A 21,755-nucleotide genomic window follows, 5' to 3' on the forward strand; every position below is an offset into this window, starting at 1 on the left:
AAGATTTTGAAACACTCTAAAGATGAGAAAGCTTTTAAAAAAACAAAAGCAGTTTTAATTGGGGCAGGTGATAGGGGAGCTAAAGCATACGCCCCTTATGCCAATGATTATCCACACGAGTTAGAGTTTGTAGCTGTTGCCGAGTTGAATTCTGAGAGACGGGAAGCATTTGCACAACAATACTCACTTCCGGAAGACCAGTGCTATGCCTCATGGGAAGAGATGTTAGCAGATGACATCGATGCGGATGTAGCTTTCATTTGTACATTGGATCGGGAGCATTATGAGCCAACAGTAAAAGCGATTGAAAAGGGATATCATGTTTTACTTGAGAAGCCGATGTCTCCAGATCCAAAGGAATGTATTTCCATGGTGGAGGTTGCTAAGGAACATGATAAACTGCTAACGATTTGCCATGTTTTAAGGTATACACCATTTTGGCAAACTATCAAAGGTATTATTGAAGAAGGAAAAATAGGAGATATCGTCTCTATTCAGTTGAATGAAAATGTTGAAGTTATGCATATGTCACATAGTTTTGTACGTGGAAACTGGAACAATAGTGATGTATCAAGCCCGATGATTTTGCAGAAGTCATGTCATGATATGGATATCTTAATGTATTTGATGGACCAAAAATGTAAGCATGTCAGTTCTTTCGGATCATTAATGCATTTTAAAGAGTCTAATGCGCCTAAAGATGGCCCTTTACGTTGTTTGGATGGATGTCCTATCGAAAACGACTGCGCGTTTCATGCGGGGAAATATTATTTAGGTGAAGGAAAAGGCTGGGCGAAAAAATTCACAACAGATCATACGCGAGAAGGTATTATTCATGCGTTAAATACAACGCCATATGGAAAATGTGTCTATCGTTCTGATAATAATGTTGTCGATCATCAAGTAGTCAACCTGGAATTTGAAAATGGAGCTACAGCTACTTTTAGTATGTGTGGATTCACAAGAGAGCAAACCCGTATTGTACAAATCATGGGTACAAAAGGTGAAATTAGAGGGAAAATGGATGAAAACTCGATATCTGTATTTGATTTCCTTACAAAAAATGAAACAATTACGAAATTGAATGAACCAAAGAGCGGCCATGGTGGTGGTGATGAAGCAATTGTTAGGGACTTTTTACAAGAAGTTAAAAACTATCAAGGAAATGAAAGCAGGTCATCCGCTGCTGTATCTCTTGAAAGTCATTTACTGGCATTTGGTGCTGAAGCTTCAAGGCGACAAAATGGTAAAGTTATTCATATTGCTAACTTTGCAAACGAAGTACTTTAATCCTAAACTGCACCCAGGCGATTCTGATTCTACTTATATAACCGAAGTAACTAAGACTTCGAAATTCTGCTAATCGACACACATAGACTAGGCTAAAACATAGGACAATTGCTAATCTGTCCTATGACTATAAGTACTGTATGATAGTATATATTGTAGCTATTCTACTAAATTCGGTAATTATAGAAATGGAAAAGGTGATTGAGAGTGGCAACAATTAAAGATATAGCAGAAAAAGCGGGTGTCTCTTCTGCAACAGTTTCACGGGTGCTCAATTATGATGCAACCTTATCAGTAGCAGATGAAACGAAGAAAAAGATATTTGAGGTAGCAGAAGAATTATCATACCGAAAAACGTCATCAAAGAGGTATGTTGATCAAAAGGTCGCCGTAGTGCATTGGTATACGGAAAAAGAAGAATTAAATGATCTTTATTATTTATCCATAAGGCTTGGCATTGAAAAACGATGTAAAGAAATTGGTATGAAGCCAGAAGTATACTTTTTCAATAATATTAAGGATATTAAAGCAGCTGAAATAGAAGGTATTATTGCTGTTGGTAAATTTAGTGATCAACAAGTAAAAGAATTAACAACTATTAATCCAATAGTTGTCTTTGTCGATTACAGTCCTAATGAAGATAAATATGATGCCATTGTTATTGATTTTGAAAAAGCAACTAAGAAAATAATCGATTTTTTCCTTTCCACGGGTCATAGTGAAATTGGATTTATTGGTGGGAGAGAGCTACTAAAAGGTAAATCAGAACCTATAGAAGATTTGCGGGAAAAGAAGTTTCAATCATATATGAGGGAAAATGGGCTATTTGATGAACGATTTGTCTATGTTGGCTCATTTTCAGTTGAAGAAGGCTACAATTTAATGAAACAAGCTATAGAAGACTTAGGAGAAGACTTACCAACTGCCTTTTTTATGAGTAGTGATGTCATGGCGATTGGCAGTTTAAGAGCACTTCATGAGGCCAATATAGCAATCCCAGACCGGGTGAGCATCATAGGAATAAATGACATGACAGTTTCAAAATATATGTACCCATCATTAAGTACGATAAGAGTTTATACGGAAGTTATGGGAGAAACAGCTGTAGACACAATATTAGAGCGATTAGAAGGTAGGAAAATCGCGAAGAAAATAGTGGTTTCGACTAAACTCGTTATCCGAGACAGTGTAAAAAAATAAGGAAAGCATCTATTTGGAGGTCTATATGTTGGACAAATGAATACCTACTTAAACTGAGCGAAGGCGCCTTACAAGGGGGGCTGAAGCGGATTCAATGGGATTCTTTATTTCAACCTATCTAGTAATAAAGTTACTGGATCAGACGGCATGACCAAGTATGTTATATATTTTAAAAAATGGAGGCGTACAATTGTTTAATCTAACATCAGAACAAATTAATGACAACAATGCGGTACATACAACAAGGGAAATTCACCAACAGCCAGCTGTATGGCAGGAATTAGTTACAGGTTTATTGGAGCAACAAGAAACATTCAAAGAATTTCTTACATCCATTTACAAAAAACATGATACTGTTCGAGTGATTTTAACGGGTGCCGGTACATCTGCATTTGTTGGTGACACGTTAGTGCCGGAATTAGCACGACAAAATCAACAAAATGTCCAATTTACATCAATTCCGACAACAGATATTGTCTCAAACCCAACGGCCTATTTGTTTAAGGATACACCAACCATTTTAGTGTCATTTGCACGGTCTGGAAATAGTCCTGAAAGCGTTGCAACTGTCACATTAGGACAAGAAATAGTTACTGACTTTTATCAAGTTGTTATCACATGTAATAAAGACGGACAACTAGCAAAGAATATCCAAGGTGATGCCAACAGCATTACACTGTTAATGCCTGAAAAAGCTAATGACCAATCATTAGCAATGACAAGCAGCTTTACGAGTATGATCATCGCTGCATACACGTTGTTTACTGAAGACGTTTTTACAACAGATGTAGCAAAACAAGTGATTGCTAGCGCTGAACGCCTAATTGAACAAGTAGGTGACCCAATCGATGGAGTACTTGGTTTCGATTTTGAACGAATTGTTTATTTAGGATCAGGTTTACTTGCTCAATTAGCACATGAATCAGCTTTAAAAATGCTTGAACTCTCTGGTGGACAAGTTGTTGCAATTCATGAATCATCACTTGGGTTTCGACATGGGCCGAAATCGATTTTGAATGATAAATCAGCTGTGGTTTTATTTATGTCACAAGATCCATATACAAGAAAATATGATCTTGATATTTTACGGGAATTAGCGGCAGCGAAATCTGGTATGAAAATCGTAGTACTTACTGAAACAAAGGATGAAGAAGTTGAGAAACTAGCTGATTGGGTTGTTTCAGTTAATGCGGGAACAAAACCACTATCAAACGATTTCCATCTGGCGCTAGTATATATCATTTTTGCACAAGCTTTAGCATTGAAAAAGTCAATTCAATTAGGAATTAAACCAGACAATCCAAGTCCGGATGGAGCGATTAGCCGTGTCGTTAAAGGTGTAACTATTTACGACTATAAAAAATAAGTAATCCAGCAATCAAATCGATTCAATTCATTAATGGAATAACTAGGGGGAAAAGTGATGGGATACGTACAAAACACGAAAGAAATGCTCATTAAAGCTAGAAAAGAAGGGTATGCTGTTCCTGCTTTTAATATTCATAATCTAGAAACAATCCAAGTGGTCATAGAGGCAGCAGTTGAATTAAGATCGCCCGTCATCCTAGCGGCGACTCCTGGAACGATGGCTTATGGTGGACGTGAATACATTCAAGCAATTGCTGAAGTAGCAGCAAAGAGCAATGATATACCAATTGCATTGCACTTAGATCATCATGAAACAGTTGAATCGATTGTAGAATCGCTTGAGTTAGGCGTAAAAGCTGTCATGGTGGATGGATCACATGGTACTTTCGAAGAAAATATTGCGCTCTCTAAAAAAGTAGTAGATGAAGCTCATAAATATGGAGCGACTGTCGAAGCTGAACTAGGGAAATTAGTTGGGCAAGAAGATGATATTATTGTTGAAGCAGCAGATGCAGCGTTTACAGATCCGGATACTGTACAAGAATTTATTGAGCGAACAGGTATTGACTCACTAGCTGTTGCAATTGGTACAGGTCATGGTCTTTATGAGACTAAACCGGATCTTGACTTTGATCGTTTAGAAAAGATAAAAAAATTAGTAGAAATTCCAATCGTGCTTCATGGTGCTTCGGGAATTTCCCAAGAGGATGTCCGGAAATGTATTTCACTTGGTTGTGCAAAAGTAAATATTTCGACGGAGCTAAAGATCCCGTTCTCTGATGCGTTGCGCACGTATTTAATAGAAAACCCAAATGAAACAGATACAAGAAAGTATATGAAACCAGCAAAAGACGCTATGAGGAACGCGGTTAAAGAGAAAATAATCATGTGTATGAGTGACGGAAAAGCATAACAATGTGGAGTGAGAGAATATTCTCACTCCATTTGAGTGTACAGGGGTAAACTTTGTGATGTATTATTGAGGATGGAGTGGTATACGATGATATTAACGATTACATTAAATCCGGCAGTAGATATTAGTTATAAGCTTGATTACTTGTCGCTTGACACTGTAAACAGGATTGAAGATGTATCTAAAACTGCGGGTGGCAAAGGGTTGAATGTAGCACGGGTATTGCAACAACTAGGCGAAGATGTCGCTGCATCTGGCTTTTTAGGTGGTAGCTTAGGAGATTTCATTCGTACGCAGCTTGCGGTAATCGGAATTCAAGACTTTTTTGTTCCCATAGATGGTGAAACACGCAATTGCATAGCTGTGATCCATGAAGGAAAACAGACGGAGATATTAGAAAGTGGTCCAGTAATATCAGCAAGTGAAGCGGCACTCTTTTTAAATAAATTTACTGAATATACAGAACAAATTAAGATTGTAACACTATCTGGAAGTCTGCCAAAAGGCTTGCCGACGGATTTTTATGTGGAATTAGTGAAGATTTCCAACCAATATGATACCCAGGTTTTACTAGATTCGAATGGGGCATTATTAACAGCACTAATAGCAAGTGAACATAAGCCTTATTTAATCAAACCGAATGAGGAAGAACTTGCAGATTTACTTGGTCAAAAGTCTCTTGATGAAACACAAATAATGGAAGCGCTAGAATCAGCGCTGTTCGCAGATATCCCTTGGGTTGTTGTCACGCTAGGAGCAGATGGCGCGATTGTGAAAAAAAACAAGATCCTTTACAGAGCAAGGGCCCCTAAGATTCAAGCGATTAATCCTGTAGGTTCTGGTGATTCCGTTATAGCGGGGTTTGCTGCGGGAATAGCCCGTGGTTTAGAAGATGAAGCATTAATCAAATTTGGACTATCGATGGGTGTTCTCAATGCACTGGAAGAAAAAACGGGTCACATTAATGCGGAAAAAATAGAGTGGGCTCTTGAGCAGATGGTGGTCGATAGAATCGAAAGAGGATAAGTGTGATTGTGCATATTTGATGGGTGTTGATTTATATTGCAATAATGGACTAAACGTATGGAAGGAAGTTATTCTTGGGAAACTTATATTTAATTAACGCTACACTTGTTTTGGAAGATAGTGTCATGCACGAAGGATTTATACATATTAAAGAAGAAAAAATCGAGTCTATTGGTGAGATGAGAGATTTCCCCTCTTTGGCTACGGCGGATCGAGTAATCGATTGTAAAGGGAAACAATATGTGATTCCAGGCATGATTGATATTCATGTTCATGGCGCGGCAGGATTCGACTTTATGGATGGTAAACAGGAAGCTTTTCAAGGAATTGCGCTTGCTCTAGCGAAAGAGGGGACGACCTCTTTCCTGGCAACAACCATAACGAACCCAGTCTCTTATACTAGTGATACGCTAAAAAGTTTAGGGAGATATCGAGCAGAAAGTAATGATCCAGGAGCCGCGGAAATGATAGGTATTCATTTAGAAGGCCCTTTTATTAATAAAGCACAAAAAGGGGCCCAACCAGAAAATGCCATTATTACGCCGGATGCCAATCTATTTAAAGAATGGCAGGAGTTGTCTGGAGATGCTATTAAAATCATCACATATGCGCCGGAGTTGGACAACGATTTTGAACTTCTAACTGAACTTAACAAAACCAACGTGATTCCATCGATGGGTCATACAAATGCATCCTATGATGAATCTATTCATGCCATAACTAACGGTGTTACGCATGCAACACATTTGTTTAATGGTATGAAGGGAATGCATCATCGTGATCCTGGAGTTGTTGGGGCTGTTCTTTTACATGACGATGTCCATGTTGAAATTATTCCGGATGGGATTCATTTTCATCCCGATTTATTGAAACTCATAGTCAAGATGAAAGGGCTTGAAAACGTACTCGTAATAACTGATGGGATGCGTGCGAAAGGGATGCCTGATGGTGAGTATGATTTGGGTGGCCAGCAAGTAACCGTGCGCGACGGAAAATGTTTATTAACGTCATCTGGTTCTTTGGCTGGGAGTATAGTGACGATGAATAGCGCTAGATTGAATCTTGCAAATTGGCTTGAACTATCTATACATGAACAAATACAAATCACTTCAACGAACCAAGCTAATCGTTTAGGATTGTCAAACCGAAAAGGATCTATAAAGACTGGTAAAGATGCAGATATTGTTGTAGTCGGTCAAGATGGTGGAATTGAGTTGACAATCTGTAGAGGTTCTATCGCTTTTGAACGTAGTGGTGCATTCAAATAATATTTTCGGGAGGTCATTCATATGACATGGAAAGTTGAAGCAACAAAGTGGCTTAATCAAGGGGATTTAGAGGTTAGACTTAAGCAGCAACTTTTGAACGAAGAAAATAATATAGAATTACTGGAAGATTGTTTTTATAAAAACCTTTCATTTGGCACGGCTGGTCTGCGTGGGGAGCTTGGATTTGGTACAAATCGGATGAATATCTATACGGTAAGAAAGGCGGCGCTTGGGCTTACTTCCTATATTAATAGCTGTGGGGAGGCTGCTCGAAATAGAGGCGTTGTAATTGCTTATGATTCAAGGCATCAATCTGCGGAATTTGGCCTTGAAGTTGCGAAAGTTCTTGGATTTAATGGCATTCGTTGTTATTTGTTTGACGAACTTCAATCTACTCCATTGTTGTCCTTTGCAGTACGAGAGTTGAATACGTTTTCGGGTATTGTCATTACGGCAAGCCATAATCCGTCAGAATACAATGGACTAAAGGTGTACGGAGAAGATGGTGGACAAGTCACTTTTGAAGCTGCAAATGCGATTACTGCTCACACAGAGAGTATCGACGATTTATTTTCCATAGAGGTCGGGAAAGAGGCTAATCTCTTAAAGGAGGGACTACTTACTTATTTGAATCATGAAATGAGCGACCGTTATGTATTGCATTTGGCTGGAATACATTTAGGTGGAGATCTTGATAAAAGTCTATCAATTGTTTATTCCCCACTTCATGGGGCGGGTGGTAAATTAGTGTCTAGAGGACTAGAGGAAGCAGGCTTCTCGAACGTAACTATCGTCAATGAACAGGCAATTCCAGATCCGAATTTTACGACCGTCAAGTATCCAAACCCTGAAGAACAACAAGCTTTTGAAATGGCGCTTACATATGGTCATAAAGTGAAAGCGGATTTACTCATAGCTACTGACCCGGATGCAGACCGTATGGGTTTGGCAGTTCGGGATTTAGAAGGCGAATATGTCTTTTTAACAGGAAATCAGATTGGTTCATTACTCGTAAATGCAATGTTGAAAGATAAGGCGGATCGTGATGCAATGCCGGAAAATGGTGTTATCTTAAAAACAATTGTCACATCAGAACTTGGTAGAGCAATCGCGGACAAGTATGGCGTTAAAACGATGGACGTATTGACAGGATTTAAATTTATCAGTGAAAAAATCTTGGAATTTGAAGATGCAGAGTCAACTTTCTTATTTGGCTATGAGGAGAGCTATGGCTACTTGATAGGCGATTTCGTACGGGATAAAGATGCTGTCCAAGCATCGGTATTAATTGCTGAAGTAGCCGCTCGTTATAAAGCAAACGGCCAAACATTATTGGATGGGCTACATGCATTGTATGAGGAACACGGATTTTATCAAGAAAGTTTGGAATCGATAACGCTAAAAGGGAAGACTGGAATGGCGAAAATTCATGAAACCGTGAATTATTTCCGTTCGGCTTCATTTGTAAAAGAGTTTACCCAACCTCTTTCAATCATTGAAGATTATTCATCTGGACTTTCTGTTACCGTTGAAACGGGAGATCGACGTCCACTCGATTTACCTATTGCGAATGTGCTTAAATTCAAGTTATCAAATGGTGCGTGGTTTGCCATCCGCCCATCTGGAACAGAACCGAAAATCAAGTTCTACTTTGGAGTGCAGGGCGTGACAAAAGTTGAAAGTGATGAGCTTTTAGCAGCATTAAAAGAAGCTGTCATGTCGATTGTTGAAAGGTTAACTTCTGACATATTATAAGGTTACTTATAAATGAGGGGTGTTGAAATGGTATCACTGATTACACTTACTTAATTACTTTTTACAACAAGTGACTTGGAGAAAAAGTGACTAAATTTCATATTGAAATGGAGAATGGCACGTCTACAGGTACTGAGTTTTTAGGCTGAATTGATGTTGGAGGATCTAATATAGGTGCAAAAGCAGTTCAAGATGCGCTTTCACTCTATTTCGAAAAAAAGCAGAAGGTCCTGAAGAATTCTTTGTTTGTCAGAATTTACTTACTGGGTATAAATCCTTTTGAGCAGCCAGGCGTTGAGAAGTATAAGGAGAATATATTAAGAATGCTGAAAAAAATAGGGTTTGTTGAAGAGGAGTAAGAATGAAAATAAAGTGAGTCCCTTTGCACCAATTATGGTGTTAGGGACTTTTATATTGTCTAAAAGAGTATTCTATCGTTGCGTGAAAATAATATGAAATTGTCAAGCAAAGTATATAATCCATTTTATGGGTAAAATGATAAAATGAAAAACCTATTAGGATAAGGGTAATTCTGTATAAATCCAAAACTATAAAGAGATACCAAAGGCAAGATATATAACCGGAAATTAAAAATAGAGCGCTAGAAAGACAACAACTTAATCATTATAATATGGTTTGCTAAGAATTGATGCATCGCTTTAGTTGTTACGTAACAGAGTTGTCAGAGCAAGTGATAGGACGCCAACGTATTTCAGGGATCTACCAGAGTATTAAGCGGTGTTAAATCGAATGAATATTAATAGGCAATTACTCAAAATAGAAGCAGCAGTAACGGGTAAGAAAGAACATATTTATCATGTGGTTATGCTGGATCCACATACTTCAGTCGAATTGTTCATTGATAATATTGTTGCATTATGTGTTGAGCTTATTAAAGTACATTGAGATTGGTTCCCGAAGTATAAATGAAAAAGTGCTTCAAATAAACTAAAGAAAACCTGGAAATCGAATGAAAGAATTCAATGTCCAAGTTTTTCGATTTCTTTTATATGGTGCGAAGGTCGAGCCACTTAATTTCATCTTCTGTTAAGGATATTTCAGCAGCAGCTCTACATGAAAGCATCTCTGCATGATTTTGTGGTCCGATAATTGCTGCTGTTGGAAATGGTTGATTTAAGACATATGCTAAGCTGATTTGAATTGTTTCGACATTTTTTTCTTTGGCCAATTGCTCTGCTCTTCGGTAGCGTTCCCAGTTATCGTCATTGTAGAATACCCGAACTAAATCATTGTTAGTTCTGTCTTCTGGTGTAAAACGGCCGGTGAAAAATCCACGTGCTTGTGAAGACCAAGAAAGAATAGGTAGATTCGATTTTTCGTGCCAGGCAAGAATTGAATCGTCAACTGATACACAATCAGGCCAATAAGGTGACTGTGCTTTTGCTAGGCTTAAGTTAGGACTGCTAAATGAAAAACCTATTAAGCCATGACTCTCTGCATAGTCATTTGCTTCTTGAAGTCGTTCAATTGACCAATTGGAACCTCCAAAAGTGCCAATCCTACCTGCTTCTACATGCTCATTTAATATTTCTAGTATTTCGCCTACATGCACAGTAGGGTCATCACGATGAAGTGCATAGAGCTCAACATAGTCTGTTCTAAGTCTTTCCAAGCTGATTTTTAGTTCTTCACCGATTGCTTGTTTATTTATTTGTGAGCCTTCTCGATTGGGGTGACCGCCTTTTGTCAGTAGTAAGACATCGGCACGACGTTTGTTTTCTTCCATCCAGATACCTATTGCTTGTTCGCTTTTTCCACCTGCATAAACAAATGCTGTGTCGAGGATGTTCCCACCGATATTAATATAATTATCTAGTATCTCGGTAACTTTATCAATAATATCTAGTGTGAAGTAATCAGTTCCCATTACGAGCCCAGTTGTGGTTTTCTCTAGTTTCCCAATTTGAATATTTCGCATTTTAAATCCCCCAATCTTTATATTAAAAGAATTCTTTCTTGTTTTTCTGCGGAAACCAGTGCACCTTTTATTGCTTTTATATTGCCAATTATATCTTCATTCGTGAATTTATTGGGTTTCCCATCAAGTACACTTGCTGCAAAATTGTCAGCCTGTAATGCATAAGGATTAATGTTATCATCAAGGATTTTGTTCGTTTGTCCATCTTTGATAATTTCGTATGATTGATCTCCAAGGAATGCGGTCTTCATCACGATTCTTCCCTTCGAACCAAGAATCTCAAGCTCATTCCGAAATTCAGCCCACATACCACAATCAAATGTCAAGGCAACACCATTAGAAAACTCCATCATTCCAGAAGCCATCATATCGACATTACCATGATCTGATGAGAAAAAGGCATGAGTAGTTACCGCTGAAGGCTCTTCATCTAGCAATAATCTAGCAGCACTAATAGGATAACATCCTACATCATAAATTGATCCACCACCCCATTCTTTTCTAAACCGAATGTTACCTGCATCCCCAGCCCCATTAAATGTAAATACACCATGAATACTCCGAACATCTCCGATTTCACCATTATCAATCCGGATTCTAATATCTTCATATCTTTTTTGATGGCGATACATAAATGCTTCTGCTAGGATAACACCTGCTTTTGTACAAGCATCTACCATTTCTTTCGCTTCTGTTTCATCTAATGCAATTGGCTTTTCACATAAAATATGCTTTCCAGCCTTAGCGGCTTTAAGTGTCCACTCTTTATGTAAATGATTTGGAAGAGGAATGTACACTGCATCAATTGAGGGATCATTTAGTAATTCCTCATAGCTACCATAAGCTTTTTGAATTCCTAATTCATCTGCAAATGCTTGAGCATTTTCCAAAGAACGGCTTGCAACTGCCACGACTACATTTCTTTTTGACTCCTGTATACCTGGTATTACAGACCGCTTTCCAATACTTGCTGTGCTAATAATGCCCCATCGAACTTTGTTTCCTGCCATTATTTATCGCCTCCTCAGATTAAAAACAGTATAACATTAGTTATATAAAATGAAAGAGTTAATATCTTAAATATTCAGGTTATAATTTCGAGGATTAATTCCCCATAACAATCTTGTTTTTACAAGTGATTGTCGTTTTTAATAGAATGAAAATTCAGTTAGAAGTGATATAGTTGAGTAGAGATAAATATATTATCATGTTGTTGCTTTGCAAGAGGGGGATGGATTATGTCGGTACATAAATGGTGTAAAGTATTGATTGTTGACGACGAACTTCTAATTCGAAAAGGAATTAAACATTCTATTAATTGGGAAAAAGAGGGCTTTCAAATTATCGGTGAAGCAACGAATGGTGAAGAGGCACTCGATTTAATTGAAACTTTTCGTCCACATATAGTAATCTCAGACATGGTGATGCCGGTTATGGATGGAGTAGAATTGACAAAAGCAATCAAGGAGGATTATCCACAAATTGAAATTATTATCTTGAGCAGCTTTGGAGATTTTAATTATGTACGTTCTACATTTCAGCTTGGTATATCCGATTATATACTTAAACCACAATTGGAAGGCGCTGACCTACTAAAGACACTTAAACAAGCAGCTTATAAAATTCCGGGAGTTGTATTAGTTGATAATAGTGGTGGGGATGTGACAGTTTCAATTGAGAATATCATAGATAGAGTGATGACGGGTTTTGGATTAGACGAAGATCCGGGACTTATAGGAAACATTTTTACACACAGTCACTTCTGTTTACTAGGGATTGACATTAGAGCTCACACAAATCATAAAAAAAGTATGATTCGGCCATTAATTGAGGAAATTGAAGAAAGAGTGAAAAGTGATTTTACGCATATTGAAATACATCGATTACCAGTCAATTTAAACATTATGGCTTTTATGTTTAATTTCGAACTGAATCAATTACATTCAATTAAGGAATTTATTAAGATGTTATCTATGTCACTTACATTTGTTGATACTAAAGTTGGCTGGGCATTAACAGAGCCTTTCATTGATTTTCTTGAGTTAAAGCAAGTTTATCAAGAGAAATTACTACCTCTTATTCAATATCATTTTTACTTACCAGATACATTGTTAATGATTTATGATGAAATCCCGAGCGTTCGACAAGTTAATGAGCCTTTTCAATTAACGAAGTTCACTAAATTATTTCAACGTCAACAGTTTGAGGCGGCATTTTTATATTTGGAGGCGTACATTGAAGACCTTGCTCACCAATATACAACAGATGAGTTCTCATTTAAGTCCTTGGTAGGGAATATCATTTTCAATGTAACGATTCTTTTTGGAAATATGGAGAATAACAGCAGAAGCTTGGAAGAGGAAAAGTATTCTTATATATCCTCAATTGAGGGTGCATTGAATGTAAAAGAAGCTTTATCATTATTAGATGAATTTTTAACGAAAGCAAAAGCTGCGATTGAACTAACACTAACCAATCCGAATCAGAATAATATGAAAAAGTTATTAGATTATATTAATGAAAATTACGCAGAATCACTTAATTTAACAGATATGGGAAAAAAATTCCATTACAATCCATCGTATTTATCAAATTACTTTAGTGAAAATAACAATCAAAGTTTTAGTGAATATTTAAAACAAGTACGGATTGAAAAATCTATTGAACTGTTGCAAAAGGAAGAGGTTTCAATAGCTAAAATTAGTATGCTAGTGGGCTACTCTGATCATAGCTATTTTTGTAGAGTGTTTAAAAGTTCTATAGGTGTTTCACCAAGTAGCTATCGCAGACAATATTCCAGTACGAAGAAGAGGGGAAAATGACGAAACTTATTGAGCGAATAAATAATTATGGGTTATTAACCAAGATATTTCTTGTAATGTTCATTAGTATTATTGCGATTACGATTACGATTACATTTAGTACATTTCAGATGTCGAAAAAGTTATTTACAGAAACGTTTAGCATAACAAATTCAAAAGTACTCGCAACAATCCAGGAGAGTGTGGAAAACTTTAATTATTCTGTTGTGAATACAATTAATAATATTGAACAAAGTGGGACAGTTAAAAAGTTCCTTACTGAAAGTGATACCAATACCCTCGAAATGTCGGAGTCCTATTTCAATATGAGTGTGCAGATGAATCGAATTCGGACTCACTTAGATACTTACGATACCGGAATTACAGTGTTGGGTGTAAATGGGCGTAACTTTTCCACCAATCGTATATATTGGTCAATCACAGAAAAGGCACTACCAGATCATAGAATCACACTAAATGCACTTGATAATCCAAAAGTATTGTCATATCACTATGATGATCTATATACGGATTCATTAAAAAAACCAGCAATTATTGCTTCGAAAGCGCTGATAGATAGAAATAGTGGAGAAATCTATGGAGTCATGTATATTACTATGCAGGAACTTGAATTCCGACAATTTTATACAAGCTATACAAGTCAAGGCAACGATGTTGCGATTATAAATGGAGCAGGAATGATTGTTTCGAGCAATCGTACGGAGTTAATTGGACAAAAAGAACTCGGATTACTCAATCATGCACAAGAGATTGAGAAACTCGATTTGAATTATAAGGATATTGAGTTCTTAGAAAGAGAACAGATTGTGCTGACTGAATATCTACCATCACTGGATTTATATTTGGTCAACTTAATAGATCGAAAACTTGTTATGGATAAAATCATTGATAAGAAATCAATAGTTCTCATCAGTATTTTAACCGCCAGTATTGCTTCGCTATTTATTTATTTTATTTCCAGGAGACTAACAAGATCACTAACGGGTCTTGTTAATCAAATTAATAATATTGCGAAATCCAATTTTGATCATTATGTCACCGTTTCAGGTAGTTATGAAACGAAACAGGTCGGGACTGCGTTTAATTTTATGCTTGATGAACTTCATGAATATGTTAGGGAATTGATTGCAACTCAAAAAAAGCAACGTAATGCGGAGTTAGCTGCACTACAGCAACAAATTAATCCGCATTTTTTATATAATACGCTGGCATCCATAAAGATTATGGTAAAACAAGGGGATAAAGAGAAGGCAGCCGAAATGATTAATAAACTTATTTCCTTATTGCAAAATACAATAGGAAATATTAGTGAGACGAATACAGTGGAACAGGAATTAACAAATATGAAAGACTACACGTTCATTAATCAGGCCCGGTATGGGGAACAGATTAGGGTTAATTACTACATAACTCCCGATTGTTTATCTTACCAACTTCCAAAGTTAATCATTCAGCCTTTTATTGAAAATGCATTTTTTCATGCATTTAATAAAAAAAATTCGGGATTTATTCATATAATGATTGGACGAGAGCGAGATTCGCTTATCTGTGAAATTGTTGATAATGGCGATGGAATGGAGACAAATCTTGAAAAACAGATGCCCAGCTACAAAAGTAAGCGACAATTATTTAGTGGTATCGGAGTGAAAAATGTCAATGAAAGGATTAAATTATTGTATGGAGAAACATACGGTGTGGAAATAACCAGTCCGTTAGGGGAAGGAACAAAGGTTAGGATTCGTTTACCAATTATAGAATCTAGAAATAATCCTAATTTACAATGAAAGTCCAAATTATTAATGGCTGATAATTAAGAAAACTGTAAAAAGTGCGATTTCAGATAGATATTATCCTAACAGTCCCTATTTTTTATGTGTAAAATTGATTGTAGAAAGCGCTTTCAACTATAGCAGGGGAGGGTTAGGGCAATGAAAAAGATATTCATGTTATTTTTAATTAGTATATTATTGGTAGCTTGTTCTTCATCACCGGATTCAAAAGGAAGTGAAAGTAAAGGTGGAAATGAAGATACTGATGAAGTTACAGTATGGGCATGGGATCCCAAATTTAACATTGCCGCGTTAGAAATTGCAAAAGAAACTTACAAACAAGAAAATCCAGATCTTACTGTCAAAATTATTGAAAATGCACAAGATGATATTATTCAAAAATTAAATACAGCATTAGGTTCAGGTACAACGAAAGGATTACCTAATATTGTTTTAATTGAAGATTACCGGGCACAAAGTTTCTTAAAGTCTTTCCCTGATTTGTTTTATGAATTAACAGATTCATTTAATGCATCAGACTTTGCAGAATATAAAATTGCCCCAACAAGTTCTGAGGGTAAAAACTATGGCCTTCCTTTTGATACGGGTGTAACTGGTTTGTACGTTCGTACTGATTACTTGAAGGAAGCGGGTTATTCAGTAGAAGACTTAGAAGGAATTGATTGGAGAGAATATATCGAGATTGGGAAAAAGGTGAAAGAAGTTACAGGGAAAACATTCCTTACTATAGATCCTAATGATCTTGGTCTTATCCGAGTCATGATTCAATCAGCAGGCTCTTGGTATGTGAAAGAAGATGGTGTAACGCCTAACCTTGTAGATAATGCAGCACTAAAAGAGGCATTTGAAGTTTATAAAGAAATGATAGACACAAATATCTTAAAGCCGCACTCTGATTGGAACCAATTTCTAACAGGCTTTAATAGTGGAGATGTAGTTACTGTACCAACAGGAAATTGGATTACACCTTCAATAAAGGCTGAGGAATCGCAATCTGGAAAATGGGCAGTTGTCCCAATACCTAAATTAAATGTTCCTGGTGGAGTAAATGCTTCGAATTTGGGAGGAAGTTCATGGTATGTGCTAAATATCCCGGGTGCCGAGCAAGCAGCTGATTTCTTAGGTAAAACATTTGGCTCTAATAGTGAGATGTATGAAAAGCTTGTGAGTGAAGTTGGCGCAATTGGTACGTACAAACCTGCAGCAGAAAATGATGCTTATGCTGCAGAAGACAAATTCTTTAGTGGACAGAAAACAATTGCAAACTTTGCGTCGTGGATGGAAGAAATCCCAGGTATTAACTATGGAATGCACACGTATGCAATTGACGATATTATTACTGTTGAAATGCAAAACTACTTAAATGGTAAAGATATTGACTCTGTCTTGAGTAACGCTCAGAAACAGGCAGAGGCACAACTTAATTAATATGTAAAAAAACGATAAGCCTTAAGCAATTGATTGCTAAAACGGTCCAATTTAAACGACCTGTTCAGATCAATTGTTTAAGGTTTTCATTCTAAATAAGGAAGTGATTTAAAGTGAAAGGTAGAACTAAAACCAAATTGACTGGGTGGACATTTGTTGGGATTTCTACTTTTATGATCAGTGTGTTTTATTTTTATCCGATGATTCAGGCATTCATCCTCTCACTCCAATCGGGGGCAGGCACAAATTTAAGCTTTGTAGGGTTAGCTAACTATAAACGCGTCTTTTCCGATCCTACATTTATTGCTGCTTTTAAAAACACTTTTATTTTTCTAATAGTGCAAGTTCCTATAATGATTCTATTAGGATTATTTTTATCTGTTCTCTTAAATGATCCAAAATTAAAATTTAAAAGTTTTTTCCGTATCGCAATATTTTTACCTTGCGTTACATCGCTTGTTGCATATTCTGTCATCTTTAAAGATTTATTTGCGGTAGATGGAATCATAAACAAACTATTACTTAATTTATCAATCGTACCAGAGGGAATTAATTGGTTGACGGATCCATTATGGGCAAAGGTCGCAATTATTATTGCGATTACATGGCGATGGACAGGCTATAATATGATTTTTTATTTATCTGGTCTACAAAATATTGATCATTCAATATATGAAGCAGCAAGAATTGATGGAGCTTCCTCGTTTCAACAGTTTTTCAAAATTACAATACCAATGTTGAAACCAATCATTTTATTTACATCAATTACATCAACAATAGGGACGTTACAGATATTTGATGAAGTAATGAACATTACGAAAGGTGGTCCAGGTAATTCGACCACATCAATATCTCAATATATTTATAATCTCTCCTTTAAGTATACACCAGACTTTGGCTATGCTGCGACGGTCTCTTACTTTGTGGTTGTGATTATCGTACTATTTGCCGCTCTACAGTTTAAGTTAGCAGGTGATAAAAAATGAAGAATGTAAAAAGAATATTTACATATCTATTTTTAACATGTGCCGCGATTATTTCTATTTTCCCGTTTTTCTGGATGATTATCAGTGCGACAAATAAGTCGGTTGAGGTGTCAAAAGGTAGATTATTTCCTGGAAGCCACTTACTTGAAAACTTTAAAAACTTAATTGAAACGGTTGATATTGCTCAAGCATTAACAAATTCAGCAATCATCTCGGTGTCAACAACAGTCCTGTCATTGATAATAGCCTCATTAGCTGGTTATGGCTTTGAAGTATATCGCAGTAAGGCAAAGGACATTGTATTTAATATTTTATTAATATCAATGATGATTCCATTTGCTGCATTGATGGTTCCGTTATACCGGATGTTCGGTTCGCTATCACAAGTAGCGCCTTTCATAGGAATGGACACATTAGTATCTGTTATGTTGCCTACGATAACAACTGCATTTCTTATTTTCTTTTTCAGGCAAAATACTAAAATGTTCTCCAGGGAATTGATTGAAGCTGGCAGAATTGATGGTTTGAGTGAACTAGGTATATTCTTCCGTATATATATGCCAACAATGAAAACGACGTATGCTGCTGCTGCTATTATTACTTTTATGAATAGCTGGAATAATTACTTGTGGCCGCTAGTTGTTTTACAATCACCTGAGAAACAAACAATTCCATTACTTATATCTAACTTGGGTTCAAGTTATGCACCTGATTACGGTGTAATTATGTTAACAATTGTAATTGCAACATTACCGACGGCACTGATCTTTTTCGTGATGCAGAAACACTTTGTGGCTGGAATGATGGGGTCAGTGAAGTAATCAATTATAGATAAGGAGTGTACATTTAATGAAGAAACCAAGTATAGATTGGCTTACAGATGTAGAAGTATTTGCTGTTAATCGCGTAACCGCGCATTCAGATCATCAGTATTATGCCACGATGGAGGAGGCACGAAAAAAAGGGGAAATGAATTTCCGACATAGTTTAAATGGAACGTGGAAATTTAGTTACGCTGTTAATCCCAGGAGTCGTATAGAACAATTTTACGAATCCGATTATGATGCTAAAGGATGGAATACGATTCAAGTTCCAGGACATATTCAATTACAAGGATTTGGACGACCACACTATGTAAACACAATGTATCCATGGGATGGCTATGATGAAATTCGTCCACCTGAGATCCCTGTTGATGATAACCCAGTAGGTAGTTATTTGAAAACATTTACAGTACCTGAAAACATGCAAGATCAACCCTTGTTCATTTCTTTTCAAGGTGTTGAGACAGCATTTTATGTATGGCTAAATGGAGAGTTTGTTGGCTATAGTGAAGATAGTTTTACACCAGCAAATTTTGAACTTACACCATATTTACAGGTAGGTGGAAACAAATTAGCTGTTGAAGTCTATCAGAGAAGTACGGGAAGTTGGTTAGAAGACCAAGATTTTTGGCGTTTTTCAGGAATTTTTAGAGACGTATATCTATATAGCAAACCCTCTATACATGCAGATGATGTGCATGTGCATACTCATCTTGATGATACCTATACAAATGCGGTTTTAGAAATAGATCTCAAAGTTGCTACTGACCAAGATATAAGAGTATCGCTTGAATTAGAGGATGCGGATCATAAAGTTATAGAAGTAGTCGATCAAACACAATTTAGTACGAGTGGTTCATTGAAGTTGTCTGTTGAAAATCCACTGTTATGGAGTGCAGAAAATCCATATTTATATCAAGTTTATATTAAGCTTTATGATCAATTAGGAACATTAATAGAAGTCATTCCTCAAAATGTTGGATTCCGTCGTTTTGAAATGAAGAATAAAATTATGCAATTAAATGGTAAGCGGATTCTGTTTAAGGGTGTCAATCGGCATGAGTTTAATTGTCATAGCGGGAGAGTAGTGACAAAACAAGATATGCTTTGGGACATTAAAACGCTCAAACAAAATAATATTAATGCAGTTAGAACAGCTCATTATCCAAATCAAAGTTATTGGTACGAACTTTGTGATCAATACGGTATTTATGTAATTGATGAAATGAACTTAGAAACACATGGAACTTGGCAGAAAATGAATGTAATCGAACCTTCTTGGCTGATCCCGGGTAATCTTCCGGAATGGCAAAACATTGTAATGGATAGGGCGGTTTCAATGTTCGAACGTGATAAAAATCACCCTTCGATTTTGATTTGGTCATGTGGTAATGAATCACATGCTGGTGAAGTCATACTGAATGTGACACGCTATTTTAAAGAAGTTGATGAAAGTCGATTAGTTCATTATGAAGGTGTATTTTATGATCGGAATTACAGTGAGACAAGTGACATGGAAAGCCAAATGTATACAAAACCAGCTGATATTGAGAAGTATTTATTGAATAACCCAGATAAACCGTATATCAGCTGTGAATATATGCATGCGATGGGGAACTCACTTGGTGGGATGAACAAATATACAGATCTCGAACGTAAATATCCGATGTATCAAGGTGGATTCATTTGGGATTATATTGACCAAGGCCTTGTAATAAAGGACCGTTATGGACAGGAATTCTTGGCGTATGGTGGTGATTTTGGTGATAGACCAACAGATTATAACTTCTGTTTTAATGGTATTATTTATGCGAATCGCGAACTGTCACCTAAAATGCAAGAAGTACGCTTTTTATACCAAGATATAAAGCTTATACCTGATCGTAATGGTGTGAAAATCATCAATGATCGATTATTCCAAGATACAAGTGATTTAGTATTGGAATATCGTTTAACATTTGAAGGACAGCAATTATACCGTGCTCAAAAACAAGTGAATATTGAGCCAGGAAGCGAAGAGTACATTGAATTAGATTTTCCATCAGAATTGAATATGAATGGTGAATATGTGATTCAGACTGCACTTTTATTGAAAAACAAGACAATTTGGGCAGATCAAGACTTTGAACTTTCTTTTGGAGAGCATATATTTCAAGAAGGTAAACGAGACTTTATTATTCCAAAGGGGATAGTAAATGTAGTCAAAGGCGACGTTAATATTGGTGTCCATGGAGAAAGTTTCAGTGCTATATTCTCACTTAAAATGGCATCACTTATTTCACTCAAATATGCCGGCAAGGAAATGATTGAGCAAGCGCCTGCTCCGCTATTTTGGCGAGCGCTCACGGACAATGACCGGGGCAATCAAACAGGCTTTGAAATGAGTGAATGGTATGCAGCTAGTCTAGGTCGAAAATGTATTGGATTCAATGTACAAGATGAGAAAACATATGCAACTATTAGTTTTGATTATGCATTGGCAATAGATTCGGCTATAAAAATCAAAGTTTCTTACACAGTTTATGCCGACGGACTTATTAAAGTATGTTCATCCTATCAGGGGGTCACTGGGTTGCCAGACATGCCGCTATTTGGAATTTCATTTAAAATGTCTGCTGATTATCATGAGCTTGACTGGTATGCGAATGGTCCAGAAGAAAATTATGTCGATCGTGCAAATGGTGTTAGATTAGGGGTATTTGGAAATAAGGTGTCAGCTAATATAGCTGCTTATGCGACTCCGCAAGAATCGGGTAATAGGACTGGTGTCCGCAGGGTAGATGTAACCAATAACGAAGGAGTTGGCATCAGGATTTCATCTACAGATAAACCAATTGAATGCAATATTTCACCTTATACAGCGTTTGAATTAGAAAATGCTTCTCATCATTATGAATTGCCAACTATTCATTACACAGTCGTTACCATCGCTGGTAAACAAATGGGGGTGGGTGGTGATGATAGTTGGGGCGCACCTGTACATGAAGAATATAGAATTAATGCAGAAAAAGAAATATACTTTGAGTTCATGATTGAACCTAAATAATTTGCTGGTAATATTGCCCTGCAGACTGTGATTATGCAGGGCAATACGTATGGAATTTGTTAATGATAAAATCAAAAATAGAAATGAACTATAAAATTTA

Annotated in this window: 15 protein-coding genes and 1 pseudogene; 14 read left to right on the forward strand and 2 right to left on the reverse strand. The window is 36.6% G+C overall.

What is annotated here, in order from left to right; all coding sequences use genetic code 11:
- The first annotated feature begins 6 nt into the window (after positions 1–6).
- From FQ087_RS04610 to FQ087_RS04645, 8 genes and pseudogenes are all read left to right on the forward strand, one after another.
- Positions 7–1,290 (forward strand): Gfo/Idh/MocA family protein, encoded by a 1,284-nt coding sequence (locus FQ087_RS04610; RefSeq protein WP_149579357.1) that lies wholly within the window; start codon positions 7–9, stop codon positions 1,288–1,290.
- A 207-nt stretch (positions 1,291–1,497) separates the two neighbouring features.
- On the forward strand, positions 1,498–2,490 hold the full coding sequence (locus tag FQ087_RS04615) for a LacI family DNA-binding transcriptional regulator (protein WP_149579358.1): 993 nt from the start codon (positions 1,498–1,500) through the stop codon (positions 2,488–2,490).
- 190 nt (positions 2,491–2,680) lie between these two features.
- A complete protein-coding gene (locus FQ087_RS04620) occupies positions 2,681–3,856 on the forward strand; it encodes an SIS domain-containing protein (protein ID WP_149579359.1) in 1,176 nt (391 codons plus the stop codon).
- Between the two features lie 57 nt (positions 3,857–3,913).
- Positions 3,914–4,771, forward strand: a complete 858-nt coding sequence (gatY, locus tag FQ087_RS04625; RefSeq protein ID WP_149579360.1) for a tagatose-bisphosphate aldolase subunit GatY — start codon at positions 3,914–3,916, stop codon at positions 4,769–4,771.
- Between the two features lie 87 nt (positions 4,772–4,858).
- The gene (locus FQ087_RS04630; RefSeq protein ID WP_149579361.1) at positions 4,859–5,797 is read left to right on the forward strand and encodes a hexose kinase; all 939 of its coding nucleotides are present in this window, start codon (positions 4,859–4,861) and stop codon (positions 5,795–5,797) included.
- Between the two features lie 74 nt (positions 5,798–5,871).
- Positions 5,872–7,065: an N-acetylglucosamine-6-phosphate deacetylase gene (gene nagA, locus FQ087_RS04635; RefSeq protein WP_149579362.1), complete on the forward strand. Its 1,194-nt coding sequence runs from the start codon at positions 5,872–5,874 to the stop codon at positions 7,063–7,065.
- Positions 7,066–7,086: 21 nt separating this feature from the next.
- Entirely contained in the window at positions 7,087–8,820 is a 1,734-nt protein-coding gene (locus FQ087_RS04640; RefSeq protein WP_149579363.1) for a phospho-sugar mutase, read from the forward strand.
- A 681-nt stretch (positions 8,821–9,501) separates the two neighbouring features.
- Positions 9,502–9,726, forward strand: a pseudogene (locus FQ087_RS04645) (family 4 glycosyl hydrolase); the annotation flags it as partial.
- Positions 9,727–9,826: 100 nt separating this feature from the next.
- Here FQ087_RS04645 and FQ087_RS04650 read toward each other — a convergent pair.
- Together FQ087_RS04650 and FQ087_RS04655 are read right to left on the reverse strand one after the other, a co-directional pair.
- On the reverse strand, positions 9,827–10,759 hold the full coding sequence (locus FQ087_RS04650; RefSeq protein WP_149579365.1) for an aldo/keto reductase: 933 nt from the start codon (positions 10,757–10,759) through the stop codon (positions 9,827–9,829).
- A gap of 17 nt (positions 10,760–10,776) precedes the next feature.
- Positions 10,777–11,769, reverse strand: a complete 993-nt coding sequence (locus FQ087_RS04655) for a Gfo/Idh/MocA family protein (RefSeq protein ID WP_149579366.1) — start codon at positions 11,767–11,769, stop codon at positions 10,777–10,779.
- A gap of 228 nt (positions 11,770–11,997) precedes the next feature.
- Here FQ087_RS04655 and FQ087_RS04660 point away from each other — a divergent pair, with 228 nt between their 5' ends.
- From FQ087_RS04660 to lacZ, 6 genes are all read left to right on the forward strand, one after another.
- On the forward strand, positions 11,998–13,581 hold the full coding sequence (locus tag FQ087_RS04660; RefSeq protein ID WP_149579367.1) for a response regulator transcription factor: 1,584 nt from the start codon (positions 11,998–12,000) through the stop codon (positions 13,579–13,581).
- A complete protein-coding gene (locus FQ087_RS04665; RefSeq protein WP_149579368.1) occupies positions 13,578–15,365 on the forward strand; it encodes a sensor histidine kinase in 1,788 nt (595 codons plus the stop codon). Before FQ087_RS04660 ends, FQ087_RS04665 begins: the two co-directional genes overlap by 4 nt.
- 144 nt (positions 15,366–15,509) lie before the next feature.
- Entirely contained in the window at positions 15,510–16,799 is a 1,290-nt protein-coding gene (locus FQ087_RS04670) for an ABC transporter substrate-binding protein (RefSeq protein WP_149579369.1), read from the forward strand.
- A gap of 173 nt (positions 16,800–16,972) precedes the next feature.
- Entirely contained in the window at positions 16,973–17,785 is an 813-nt protein-coding gene (locus FQ087_RS04675; RefSeq protein WP_149580749.1) for a carbohydrate ABC transporter permease, read from the forward strand.
- A complete protein-coding gene (locus FQ087_RS04680; RefSeq protein WP_149579370.1) occupies positions 17,782–18,606 on the forward strand; it encodes a carbohydrate ABC transporter permease in 825 nt (274 codons plus the stop codon). Before FQ087_RS04675 ends, FQ087_RS04680 begins: the two co-directional genes overlap by 4 nt.
- A 28-nt stretch (positions 18,607–18,634) precedes the next feature.
- The gene (lacZ, locus tag FQ087_RS04685) at positions 18,635–21,655 is read left to right on the forward strand and encodes a beta-galactosidase, LacZ type (RefSeq protein WP_149579371.1); all 3,021 of its coding nucleotides are present in this window, start codon (positions 18,635–18,637) and stop codon (positions 21,653–21,655) included.
- Positions 21,656–21,755 lie beyond the last annotated feature (100 nt).

It is taken from the genome of Sporosarcina sp. ANT_H38 (genome assembly GCF_008369195.1).
Lineage (GTDB): Bacteria > Bacillota > Bacilli > Bacillales_A > Planococcaceae > Sporosarcina.